Source organism: Geodermatophilus sp. SYSU D00079, assembly GCF_054050635.1.
The window spans coordinates 160,838-172,528 of sequence record NZ_JBJGZS010000001.1; the positions used below are offsets into that span (position 1 = coordinate 160,838).

The following is an 11,691-nucleotide window of genomic DNA, read 5'->3' on the forward strand; positions in this document are numbered from 1 at the left end:
TGCCCAGTGCGGTCAGCCGCGGGTGGGGCCGGGCACCGCCTGCGGGTCCAGACCGGTCCGCATCCGCCAGGCGGCCAGCGCCACGCCCAACCCGACGTGCTGCGCCGGGTGCTCCACGGGGGCGCCGAGCAGCTGCTCGATGCGGTCCAGCCGCGCGTACAGGGACTGCCGGCGGATGCCGAGGACCTCCGCGGTGCGGGTCTTGCTCAGCCCGGTGGCCAGGTGCGCGTCGAGGGTGCGCAGCAGCTCGGTGCCGTGCGCGGCGTCGTGGTCGACCAGCGGTCCGAGCTGCCCGGCGACGAACCGGCTGATCTCCACCGGCGAGGCGCCGGCGGCCAGCAGCCGGTGGACGGCGACGTCGCGGGCGAGCACCACCGGCTCCCGGCTGCCGACCCGCCGGCTGAGCGCCACCACCTCCCGCGCCTCGGCCACCGCGGCCGGGACGTCGGCCAGCGCCCCGACCGTGTCGGCCACGCCGACGGTGCGGATCGCGCTGCCGAGCGGGCCGGCGCACAGCCGGGTGCGCAGGGCGGTCACCGCCTCCCGCTGCTGCCGGAGCTCGGGGCGCGGCCGGCCCCGGGCCAGCACGAGCACCGCGCTGCCGGCGGCGCCGACGAGGCACTGTCCCAGGACCTCCTCGGCGGCCTGCCGGACCGCGGGCACCGCCTCGCTGGTGGGCGTGCGCCGGTCGAACTCGACCGCGGCCACGAGGACCGGCACGCCGGGCGCCGGCACCCACCCGGCGGCGGACAGGCGGGTCCGCAGCTCCCCCTCGGAGACCAGGGCGCCGGCGACGAGGTCGGTGACCACCGCCTGCGCGAGCGAGGGCCGGGACCCGACGTCCGGGTGCCGGCCGAGCTCGAGGGCGACGGCGACTGCCGCCCGGTCGGCGACCCCGGTGCGCCGGGCGGTGCGCCGGCCCAGCAGGACCAGCCGGCCGACCGGCCCGTGCTGACCCCGCACCTCGGCCACGGTCCGGTCGGTGGGGTGCGCGGTACCGGGGAGGCGGCTGCGCTCGACCACCCGGCCGTCGACGTCGACCAGCTCGGCCGGGCAGTCGGCCATCCGGGCGACGGCGTCGAGCACGGCGGCCAGCCCCTGCCCGGAGACCACCAGGCCGAGCAGCTCCTGCCAGACCGGCTCGCCGGCGTGCCGCCACGAGAGCTTGCGGCGCAGCAGCAGGTCGTGGAAGTCCTCGACCATCCGGACGAAGGGCACCACCTCGCGCAGCGCCAGGAGGACCACCCCGCGCCGCCGGGCGGTGGTGACCAGCTCCGGCGGGACGACGGAGAAGGTGCGCCCCACCTCCAGCGCCAGCGCGGCGCACCCGGCGTCGGCCAGCATCTCCACGTAGTCGACGACCTGCTGGGCCGACCGGCCGTGCAGCCCGAGGCCGGTGGTCAGCAGCAGCTCGCCGCCGGCCAGCAGCCCGCCCATCTCGTAGACCTCGGAGGAGTGCACCCAGCGGACGACGGCGGCCTGCGGGTCCCCGGCCAGCACCTCCGGGGCGGCGGCGCGCAGCGACGGCAGCTCCAGCACCTCGGACACGGTCGGCAGCACGGCGCAGCAGCCTCGGGGGCGCAGGGGCACCGCGTCAAGCGCAGCACCGCGCCGACCGGACGCGGTGTCCCTTGTCGTGCGCCCCCGGGCAGGAGTTCGCTGCCGACGTCAGCGCGCGCCGCCCACCTGCGAGGAGCACCCGTGACCACACCCGCCCTGCCCACCGTCCCCCCGGACCTCGGCCCCGCCGAGCGCGACCGGTTCTTCCTCGGCCTCGCCGTCGAGCAGGCGCGGATCGGCTGGGAGGAGGGCGGGGTTCCGATCGGCGCGGCGCTGGTCGACGGCGACCGCGTGCTCGCCGTGGGCCGCAACCGGCGCGTCCAGATGGACAGCGCCATCCGGCACGGCGAGACCGACTGCATCGAGCAGGCCGGCCGGCTGCCGGCGTCGGTCTACCGCCGCAGCACGCTCTACACGACCCTCTCCCCCTGCTTCATGTGCGCGGGGACGGCCCTGCTCTACGACATCCCGCGGATCGTCATCGGCGAGAACCGCAACTTCCAGGCGTCGGAGGAGCTGCTGCGGTCCAAGGGCGTGCAGGTCGACGTCCTGGACGACGCGGAGTGCATCGCGCTCATGGAGCGGATGCTCGCCGAGCGGCCGGAGCTGTGGCTCGAGGACATCGGGGAGGAGTCGTGACCGCCCCGGAGCGGTCCGCGCCCGCGGTCGGCGAGACCGAGGTCGTCGACCCGGACTACCCGGTCACCCCGGTCCCGGCGCACGCCCGCAAGTCGTTCTTCTCGGTGGCCGTCGTGCTGCTCGGGTTCACCGTCTTCACCCCGACGATGCTGGCCGGCGCCGCCCTCGGACCGGCGTTCTCCTTCGGCACCCTGCTGGTGGTCATCGGCCTGGGGTCGCTCATCCTGGGGGCCTACGTGGCCGTCATGGGCTGGATCGGCGCGCGGACCGGGCTGACCACCGTCGTCATGGCGCGCTACACGCTCGGGTCCCGCGGCGCGAAGCTCGCCTCGGTGCTGCTCGGCGGCACGCAGATCGGCTGGTACGCCGTCGTCGTCGGGACCATCGGCGACCTCACCGCCGAGGCCACGGGCTGGGACTCCTACGGCGCCCGGGCCGCGATCATGATCCTGACCAGTGCGCTCATGTGCGCCACCGCCTACTGGGGCTACCACGGCATGTACTGGGTGTCCCTGGTCTCCACGCCGCTGATCCTCATCCTGGCCTTCTGGGTGCTGGCCCGGTCGCTGCAGGAGGTCGGCGGGTTCAGCGGCCTGGCCGGTGTCGAGCCCACGACCTCCATGGCGCTGGCCGTGGCCGTCACCACCGTCGTCGGCACCTTCGTGTCGGCCGGCACCCAGGCGCCGAACTGGACCCGGTTCGCCCGGCGCGGCTCGCACGCGGTGTGGGCCTGCATCATCGGGTTCCTCATCGGCAACGGGCTCATGGTCTTCTTCGGCGCGGTCGGGGCGCTGACCTTCGGCGAGGGCGACTTCGTGCTCGTGCTGTACCAGCTCGGGCTGGTCGGCTGGGGCCTGGTGCTGCTGTTCGGCAACCTCTGGAAGAGCAACGCCGACACCGCCTACGCCTTCGGCGTGGCCGGCGCCGAGCTGTTCAACCGGCCCAGCAAGGCGCCGTTCGTCATCGGCGGGTCGGTGATCGCCACCGTGCTGGCCCTGACCGGGGTGCAGAACCACCTGGTCGACTACCTGGTCCTGCTGGGCACGTTCATCCCGCCGCTGGGCGGCGTGATCATCGGCGACTTCCTCGCCCGCTGGCGCCGCCGGGGGATCCCCGCCGACAGCGTGCCGCCCGCGGTGCGGTGGCCCAACCTGCTCGCCTACGCGGTGGCTGCGTTCCTGGCGTGGCTCAGCGGCGAGCTCGGCATCGGCATCCCGCCGGTGATCGGCATCGTCGTCGCCATCGCCCTGTCGATGGGGCTGTCCCGCACGGGCGCACCGGCACCGGTCGGCGCCCGCGGCTGAGCGCCGCCACCCCTCTGTCGGCCACGGGGTCGTTGCCGGGGACCTGCGACGGCGTGCCGCAGGGACCGGCGACGACCCCGTGGTCGCAGTCGGGCCGTACGCCGTGGTGACCGATCTCACCAGCAGGTCCGCGCCCCGGCCGGGTACCACGGACGGGTGACCGCTCCGCTGTCCCTCACCCGTTCCGGCTCCGGCGAGCCGCTGCTGCTCCTGCACGGCATGGGCAGCTCCCGCCGCGACTTCACCGCCGTCCTGCCCGAGCTGTGCGCGCACTTCGACGTGGTCAACGTCGACCTGCCCGGCATCGGGCGCTCCCCCCACCTCCAGCAGCGCCCCACCGTCGCGGCGCTCGCCGACGCCGTCGAACGCACCCTGGACGCCGAGGGCCTGGGCCGGGTGCACGTGCTGGGCAACTCCCTCGGCGCCCGGATCGCCCTCGAGCTCGCCGTCCGCGGCCGCGCCCTGTCGGTCGTGGCGATCGCGCCGTCCGGGCTCAACGTGCCCCAGGAGCGCATCCACCAGGGCCTCGGCATGGGTATGGCCCGGATCGCCATGCGGGTGGCCCAGCCGCTGATCGAGACCGCCTCCCGCTCGGCGGTCGGGCGGGCCGCGCTGCTGGCGCCGCTCAAGGCCCGCCCGTGGAGCACCTCCCCGGAGGAGGCCGTCGGCGCCCGCGAGGGGTTCGCCGAGTCCCGCGACTTCTGGCGCACCCTGCTGTGGGCGCTCATGCTCGACGTCCCGCGGGGCCTGGACCGGATCGACTGCCCGGTCACGCTGGTGCAGGGCGTCGCGGACTGGGTCGCCTCCGGCCAGACCGTGCGCTACCTGCCGTTCGTCCCCGGCTCGCGCTTCAGCCCGCTGCTGATGGCCGGCCACGCCCCGCAGTCCGACCGGCCGGCGACGATCGCCCGCCTGGTGTCGGAGGCAGCGGGACGCCGGGCGCCCGAGCCGCTGCGCGCCGTCGCCTGACCTAGTCGCCGGGTGACTCCTCGGCGTTGAGGTAGGCGCAGCGGAACCGGGCACCGGACATCGCCTCGGTGAAGCGGGCCTCCCACGCCGGGTCGGCCGCCGGGAAGGTCCCGAACACCCGGTCCTCCAGCACCACCGGCAGCCCGTCCAGGCCGGTGTAGGAGCGCCGCAGCAGCACCCGCGTGACACCGTCCACCTCGTCGTGGGCCGGCGTCCAGCGGGCCTGCGCTACGGCGGCGGCGACCTCCGCCTGCGCGCGGGCGGGCAACCGGGCCTGGCCGGCACCCGTGCGCAGCACCGGCCGGGTCGACCAGGTGCCCAGCGCGTACAGCAGCAGGGCGGCCAGCAGCACCAGGAGGGTGAGCTCGGCCAGCGCGACCACCATGCGCTGACGGTAGTTCGCCGGGGCCGCCCCGGGGGGACGTCGTCCCGCGCCCGCTAACCTCCTCGGGTACGCCCCGGTCGGTCCGCCGACGAGCCCCCGTAGCTCAGGGGATAGAGCATCGGTTTCCTAAACCGTGTGTCGCAGGTTCGAATCCTGCCGGGGGCACCAGAGAAAGTGCTGGTCAAGGCGCTGCGAGACGACCCGACCGCCCATGTCAGTCAGTCCTGCGTGACAGGACCGTGTCACATTGCCCCTAAGATGACGGCTCTTCGTCACGTTAGGTGCAAGGAGATGCACCGTTTGTAACTGAGGAGCGTTACGCGGTGTCCGCCGCGGGCATTGCACGATGGGGCAGTAGCCCGCCCGCCCGCGTGTCGAACGGCGCCTGCTGTCGAGAGAGGACTTCCGTGGCCACCCCCGACATCTACCTATGGGACATGCGGGATGTCGCGGATGGCGCAGCACCGGAGTTCGAGCGTGCGCACGTAACGGACATCTGCCTTCGCTCACTGCGTCCGCCGAAGGGTGCGCGCATCATCGGCCTCGCGCGCGACGAGACTGGCATTTCCGTACGGGTCGTCGGAGTCATTGCCGGAACGTCACGGGTAACGACCGGAAAGGATAGGTTTCGAGTCCAGCCGCTCGTGCGCCCAGAACCGGTCCCCTGGGAGCGCGTGACCGACTCTCTGAGCCACTCCTCTAGAAGATGGCTTGATCTGGCGTTCGCGCAGTTGGGTACGAACCGGCCGCAGCGCCTTTCGCATCTGGCGGGCCAGGAGGTCCTTGCTTCCATACGCCACCTTTCGGTTGAGGTTGAGGCATGGATGAACTCGCTAGCCGAATCCGAGACGCCCCAAACGGGACCCGAGGCTTTCCGCCTCCGCGAGGAACGGGATGCCGTCGGCTTAGCGATCAGCCTGGCCGACCTCGATGTCCCCAACGAGGCGCTACAAGCGGATCCCGCCGCGTCGGCGCATGGCCTTGAGAGCGCCTTCGCAGGTACGTGGCTGGACCATGAAGACGATGCGCTTTCCCTAGACCTCGGCCGATTCGACACGGACGGGTCAGTCAGCATGCAGCAGATGTCTGTCGCGCGATTCACGGCGCCCGATTTCGTGCTGGAGATCGCTAACGTAAACCTCAAGCCACTGGACGTTGCGCTAGGCGTCGACCTGATCTACCGGGACATGCTTGCCGACACGTTCACGCTACTCCAGTACAAGCGACTGACTCCCCCTCCGAAGGGATCGAGTGGGAGGTGGCGGTATGTCAACGAGGCGGAACTAGAGCGGCAGTTGGACTTGATGGACGTTGGGGAGAGCAGTGTCCAAGATTCCAGGGATTGGCGCCTAAGTCCGAGCCCGTTCTGGTTCAAGTTCCTCCGCGCGGACGCCTTCACACCCAACGACCCCCTGGTCCTTCCCGGCATGTACGTGCACGCGGACTACCTACGCATGGCCATCAGCGACGGCAGCCTAAGGACCGGTCCCCGAGGCGGTTTCCAGGTCAACTTTGAGAACACCCGCCATATAAGTCGCTCCGGTTTCGTTGAACTTGTGCGCCGAGGGATGGCAGGTACCACTAGCGCCCAGTCCGACCGAATGCATCAGATAATCATGGACTTGGCTCAAGAGCGCGAGGTCGTCGTAGCCACCAAACGGCCACTGCCCCATCGCAGCGGCGCCTAGACGTGACAGAAAAGGGAAAACCTGAGGCAGGCTCAACCCGCCGACACCACGACGGAGAGCCACGTTCTTAGAGTTTATCGACGAGACGCCTCAGCACGATCTCCATCTCGGCGGAGAGTTCGAGCAAGGACGCGCACGCGATGTAGAGGTCCCGCTGACGCCGCCATCGCGGGGTGCTCGTCACGATCGCGGAGCGCGCCTCCTCGTCGACGGGCTGCCAGGCGTTCCACACGGCCGTCGATCCGAAGTGCGCGAGGTCGGACAACTCTGCGTACACGTGCTTGAACTGCGTGGAGTAGTTGCTGTCCATGTGGTTGATCAACCCTTGGAAGGTTTTCCTCTTGGGCGTGGCAGGGGTGTCGTCTCTCGGGTCTTGCACGGCGGCTTCGACGTATTCCGGATGGTCGGCTACATAGGCGATCAGCAGCAGTGCCTCAGCGAAGGCGCGGAGCAGTGGAAAAACTGCGTGGGGGTTGTCGGCCTCGATCTCTCGCACGACTCCCTCGTGCAGTCCGCGGACGCGGGCGATTGAACTGAGCGTGAACATGCCGAGCATGCTGATGCCGCCGCCGTTGCGGGCGAGGGCCGCCTGAAAGGGCTCGAAGACCACGTCGTCGAAGCCGCGCTCCCGTTGGATCTGACGCAGCGCGTCCTCGCGGGAGGAGAACTGGTCAAGGTCCAGGAGCACCGGCTCCTCACTGTTGGCCACGCCTGACCCTAGGTCGGGCCCTGAATCGGCTGTCGCCCCCGACTCTGTTATTGCGCACGGCCGTCCCGCTCGTCTTCAGGCTGCCCTGTCATACCCCGGTGCGATTCTGACGTGGCTACCGGGAAACTCCTGTTCCCCAAAGTTGGATTCACCGCTGCTGATCATGCTCGCCGAGCGCTTGGAGGACCGCGTGACCGTGCTCGACACCCCGGCCGACGAGCCAGTGGCGCTCTCGGTCCCGGCAGCCACCGCGGTGGTCGACCCAGCAGCGCTGCTGGAGGCCGACACCACCTCGGTCGGTGGCTACGTCGCCCAGGCCAAGGCTGCCTCCACGAGGGAGACCTACGCAAAGGACCTGAGGGGCTGGGCGGCCTGGTGTGCGAGCCGGGGCATTTCGGCCACGCTGCCCGCTGATCCGCTCGACGTGGCCCGGCACCTCGCCGCGATGGCCGACGACGGGCGGAGCCCCAAGTACATCGCCCGCCGCCTGGCGGCGATCAACGCGGCGCACCGGGAGGCGCGCCTACCGCTGCCCGGGGACAGCGAGGGTGTCCGGCAGACCCTGCGGGGCATCCGGCGGTCGGCGGTCACGGAGCGCGGCTACGTTCCCAAGCGCGCCCGGGCGCTGAGCACCGACCGGATCCGCGCGCTCGTGTCCGGCCTGCCTGATGGCCTGGCCGGTGTCCGGGATCGGGCGATGATCCTGCTCGGGTTCGCTCTGGGCCTGCGCGCCAGCGACCTGTGCTGGCTGCGAATCGAGGACTTCACCGAGGTCGACGGCGGCCTCGACGTGCTCCTCAGGCACAGCAAGACTGACCAGCAGGGGCATGGGGTCACGCTGCCGCTGGCCGAAGGGGTTTATGAGGCCACCGACCCGGTGCGCGCGGTCCAGGCGCTCCGGGCGGCGCTCGCCGAGCGCGGCTACGACCGAGGGTCGCTGTTCCGTTCAGTGCACCGGGGCCGCTATGAGGCCCTCGGGGAGAAGGGGCTGACCACCCGCAGCGTCAGCCTGATCCTGAAGCGCGCCGCCGTCCGGGCCGGAGTCTCGGCCGAGGGACTCTCCAGCCACTCGCTGCGCCGGGGCATGGCCACCACCGCCTTCGCCCGTGGCGAGGTCGACGAGGCGTCGATCATGCGCTCGGGTCGCTGGTCGAGCCTGGTCGTCCGCCAGTACAACGAGGTGGACCGCTGGCGCACCCCGGCTTCCGGCGGACTCGGCCTCTAGGTAACCGCCCGCTGATGCGCCCCGACTGTTCGCATCACGCACGTAACTTTCGATTGACTGCGTCGGACCGGCGTCGTAAAGTCATCGCTGTCAGCGATCAACTTACGAAGGGCAGTGACGTGGAGAAGTACGAGATCCGCGAGACCTTGGCTCTGGTCCGCCAGATGCAGGTGCTCGCCAAGGACATCGAGGCCCGGCTGAGCCTGGCCCTGGACGAGGAGATCGACGCGTCTGGGCCCCGGCTGGACTCCCGCGACGCGCTGCGGGTCGAGCGCTTCGGCGAGGTCGCCCACCGGCATCTGCAGGCGATCGAGGACAACGGCCGGATGACCCTCGGCGAGTCCCTGGCCATCCGCAGGCAGATGTTCGGCGAGAAGGTGCAGTCCACGGCCAACCTGTTCGGGACCGCCGAGAGCGGCGCGCTGTTCTACCGGAAGACGCCCTACGGGAAGACCCGCCACGACTCCGACGAGATCGCCCTGACCGAGGAGGGCGAGCGCATCGCCCGGCTGTGGCGGGACGTGCACGGCGCGGACGCGGCTCACTGACGAAGCGAAGGCGCCCGCACAGTCGGCTCGTGGGGCCATCCACCCTTCAGGCATGCTGCTAGGGAGCAGGACCGGTGAACGGGGCCGGAGGCGATAGTCGCGCCTCCGGCCCCGCCCCGTGTTGCACGACTACTTCTCGCGCCGGACGCCCTTGAACGGCGCGCTGCTGCTGGTCTTCTGGTCCATGAAGCGCCCGTCGCCGCCGCGCTTGGTCCAGTTGCCGTTCGGAGCCTGCACCTGGCTGCGCCCGGTGACGCTGCCGTGCCGGTAACCCCGGCCGGTGTTCTTCGCCATCTCTCTCACCTCCCTTCTTGGAGGGTCGAACCGCAGCGGGCGGTTGCCCGCCGAGACATCTCCTTGGCGAGGCGGGTGCGCTTGCGGCGGACCGACTCGCCGAACTCGGCGGGGAGGCCCGCGGCCACCGCCGCCTCCCTCCAGGTCAGGTCAGGGGTGTAGGCCAGACAGACGCTGCGCTCCTCGGAGGTCATCTGGCGCAGCACCCGGTGGAGCCGTTCATCGGTGATCTCAGCCGCGAAGGGATCCGGATCAGCCGGGGCAGGGAGCAGATCGCCCAGCGTGCGCTGGTATCCGGAGTCGGGGTCGACCCCGACTGGCTTCTCCAGCAAGGCGACCTTGCCGTAGCGGAGTTGGGTCTCCCAGACCGGACGGTGGTGCCGTGCGCCCATGCGCGTCATGTGCTCCAGCGTCTGGAGCATCTCCTCGATCGCGTCCGGGTCGGCGGCGTCGGGCGGCTCCCACCCGGGCGTCAAAAGAGCGTCCGAGGCCGCTTCGATGTGCGCGGCGTCGGGGTGATCGAGCCCGAGCCACTGCCTGATGAAGGCGGCCACCTCGTCCCGGTTGCCGGAGAGGACGGCGTTCCGTGCCCACAGGGCAGCGCGCAACGCTGCACGCGCCCAGCGGCTGGCGAGGCCGTCCCCGTCGAACAGGTCCTGCCACTGACGGAGGACATCGAAGATCCAGTCGTGGCTCTGGATTAGGCCACCCAGTGCGGGCCTCAGATCGGGCAGCCAGTCGGCGATCGACGGCATCGAGATGCGCGACAGCACCTCGGTCAGCCGGGGCATGTAGGCGCCTGAGGTGACGATCGGCAGCCTGGGGATCCACTCGGTCAGGCGGGGCATGTAGGCGCCTGACGTGATGATGGGGAGCCGACCGATCACCTCGTTGAGGTGAGCGACGACCGGCATCGTCTGGGCGGCCGTTACCTCGGCCACCTGCCGACCGATGACAGCGGCCAACCCCTCGAACGGCTGAACGATGGGCCGCACCGCGTGCGCAAGTGCCGCGTTGATCCCCGAGTTCGGCGGAACGACGATCCGGGCAGCGGCCTCGGCCATCTCCCCGGCGAGCGTGCTAACGGGCGAGTCCACGAGCCTCGGCAGCACCGACTCGATGGTCGACGCCGCGGTGAGCATCGAGGTTGATGGCGCGATCGACTTCAGCGTCTGGTCGAGGCTGGGCATGAGGTCTGACAGCGATGGAGACCACGCCAGAGACTTCAGCGCCTGGCTGGCGCCGTAGTCGATCTTCGGGCTGGCCGGGTAGCGCCGCTTGACCGCGCGCTCACGCGGTGCGGGCTGCGCAGGCGTCTCATCGGTCGGTTCGTTGTCAGTCATGGCATCTCCCGAAGTAGCAAGGGCTTCTACTCACCAGCCGCGAGATCCCGCCCGACCGACAACAAACTTTCGGCGGCGTCTATGGCCTACTCACGGCTCCATGATCACCCCTCCTGCTGACACTTCGGGCTCCCCGGCGAGAGGGTGCGCGCGGCGAGGAACGGGACGCGCGCCGGTCGGTCGACAGCCCAGTCCACCCAGGTCACAGGCTCGTTAGAGACACCCCCAAGGGCCAACGCGAACCTAGGGGTGCCTCCATGGCGACCACGGTGGCGACCACCCACGACCTCCAGCCTGGCCTGCTGGCAAACACCCGGCCGACCCCGGCCGATCTCGACGGCATCACCGCACACTTGACCCCCAGCGTCGCGGCCGACTACCGCGCCAAGGTGCAGGCTGCGCTCGCCGGAGACGACACCGCCAAGCAGGCGTCCAGGTGTCCACCCTCTACGGCGTCGAGGGACAGGGCTACCGGATGGCCACCAGCGGTCAGGTCGTCACCGACCAGCAGGTCAGCAACGCGACCGTCACCGTGGACCGCTCCACCGGCACCGAGCGGCTCCGGGTCAGCCTGGAGCACAGCGGCACCCTGCACGGCACACAGAACGGCGCTCCGGCGACCGCCCGTTCGAGCCAGACCGTGACCTACCTGCTCAGCCCGTCGGACAGCAGCCCGAACGGCTGGGCTGTCGACGGGTGGACCGGCACCTACCGCGTCCTGGACCTAGTAGCGGCCCACTGACGCGGCAGGACCGGGTTCCGGTCACCAGAGGTCGGGCCAGCGCTCCTGAACCTCGTGGAACGCCCTCGCGAGCCAGTACATGCTGCGGGTGAGGTCAGGCAACCACGACAGCGGCCGATTGGCTCGCTTCGGGGCTCGGGGGCGACGGTGCTTGGCCATGCGGGCTCCCATCAGAGATGAGATCGCCCGGCCCACAGCCAGCAGTCGATCGAGGCCAGTCTCTCGGGGAGGGTCGCGCTCGCGCTAGTAGGCGCGCCGGATCCCCCAGCCGGGTCAAGTACCGGC

The 11,691-nt window shown here is 70.9% G+C and carries 12 protein-coding genes and 1 tRNA gene; 8 read left to right on the top strand and 5 right to left on the bottom strand.

Features of this window, described 5'->3' with window-relative positions:
• Window positions 1-12 precede the first annotated feature (12 nt).
• Window positions 13-1,560, bottom strand: coding sequence for a PucR family transcriptional regulator ligand-binding domain-containing protein (locus tag ACI79E_RS00810; protein ID WP_456930643.1), 1,548 nt, complete (start codon window positions 1,558-1,560; stop codon window positions 13-15).
• A gap of 141 nt (window positions 1,561-1,701) precedes the next feature.
• On the opposite strand from ACI79E_RS00810, the gene ACI79E_RS00815 reads away from it, so the two are divergent.
• The 3 genes from ACI79E_RS00815 to ACI79E_RS00825 all read left to right on the top strand — a co-directional run bounded on the left by ACI79E_RS00815 (window position 1,702) and on the right by ACI79E_RS00825 (window position 4,472).
• Complete coding sequence (locus tag ACI79E_RS00815; RefSeq protein ID WP_456930644.1) at window positions 1,702-2,199, top strand: nucleoside deaminase; 498 nt, start codon at window positions 1,702-1,704, stop codon at window positions 2,197-2,199.
• Complete coding sequence (gene codB / locus ACI79E_RS00820; RefSeq protein ID WP_456930645.1) at window positions 2,196-3,503, top strand: cytosine permease; 1,308 nt, start codon at window positions 2,196-2,198, stop codon at window positions 3,501-3,503. The genes ACI79E_RS00815 and codB overlap by 4 nt, the downstream gene beginning before the upstream one ends.
• A 156-nt stretch (window positions 3,504-3,659) precedes the next feature.
• A complete protein-coding gene (locus tag ACI79E_RS00825) occupies window positions 3,660-4,472 on the top strand; it encodes an alpha/beta fold hydrolase (protein WP_456930646.1) in 813 nt (270 codons plus the stop codon).
• Between the two features lies 1 nt (window position 4,473).
• Here ACI79E_RS00825 and ACI79E_RS00830 read toward each other — a convergent pair whose 3' ends face one another.
• Window positions 4,474-4,857: a hypothetical protein gene (locus ACI79E_RS00830; protein WP_456930647.1), complete on the bottom strand. Its 384-nt coding sequence runs from the start codon at window positions 4,855-4,857 to the stop codon at window positions 4,474-4,476.
• 92 nt (window positions 4,858-4,949) lie between these two features.
• Between ACI79E_RS00830 and ACI79E_RS00835 the strand changes: the two genes are divergently transcribed.
• Together ACI79E_RS00835 and ACI79E_RS00840 are read left to right on the top strand one after the other, a co-directional pair.
• Window positions 4,950-5,025 (top strand) — tRNA-Arg (locus ACI79E_RS00835).
• 239 nt (window positions 5,026-5,264) lie between these two features.
• The gene (locus ACI79E_RS00840) at window positions 5,265-6,545 is read left to right on the top strand and encodes a hypothetical protein (protein WP_456930648.1); all 1,281 of its coding nucleotides are present in this window, start codon (window positions 5,265-5,267) and stop codon (window positions 6,543-6,545) included.
• A gap of 67 nt (window positions 6,546-6,612) precedes the next feature.
• Here the strand turns inward: ACI79E_RS00840 and ACI79E_RS00845 are convergent, their stop codons facing one another.
• Complete coding sequence (locus ACI79E_RS00845) at window positions 6,613-7,254, bottom strand: hypothetical protein (protein ID WP_456930649.1); 642 nt, start codon at window positions 7,252-7,254, stop codon at window positions 6,613-6,615.
• 190 nt (window positions 7,255-7,444) lie between these two features.
• Between ACI79E_RS00845 and ACI79E_RS00850 the strand changes: the two genes are divergently transcribed.
• Window positions 7,445-8,479, top strand: coding sequence for a site-specific integrase (locus ACI79E_RS00850; RefSeq protein ID WP_456930650.1), 1,035 nt, complete (start codon window positions 7,445-7,447; stop codon window positions 8,477-8,479).
• 119 nt (window positions 8,480-8,598) lie between these two features.
• On the top strand, window positions 8,599-9,027 hold the full coding sequence (locus ACI79E_RS00855; RefSeq protein ID WP_456930651.1) for a hypothetical protein: 429 nt from the start codon (window positions 8,599-8,601) through the stop codon (window positions 9,025-9,027).
• Between the two features lie 129 nt (window positions 9,028-9,156).
• Here the strand turns inward: ACI79E_RS00855 and ACI79E_RS00860 are convergent, their stop codons facing one another.
• A complete protein-coding gene (locus ACI79E_RS00860) occupies window positions 9,157-9,321 on the bottom strand; it encodes a hypothetical protein (RefSeq protein WP_456930652.1) in 165 nt (54 codons plus the stop codon).
• Between the two features lie 5 nt (window positions 9,322-9,326).
• Window positions 9,327-10,664 (bottom strand): hypothetical protein, encoded by a 1,338-nt coding sequence (locus ACI79E_RS00865; protein ID WP_456930653.1) that lies wholly within the window; start codon window positions 10,662-10,664, stop codon window positions 9,327-9,329.
• Between the two features lie 436 nt (window positions 10,665-11,100).
• On the opposite strand from ACI79E_RS00865, the gene ACI79E_RS00870 reads away from it, so the two are divergent.
• On the top strand, window positions 11,101-11,406 hold the full coding sequence (locus tag ACI79E_RS00870) for a hypothetical protein (protein WP_456930654.1): 306 nt from the start codon (window positions 11,101-11,103) through the stop codon (window positions 11,404-11,406).
• Window positions 11,407-11,691: the final 285 nt, after the last annotated feature.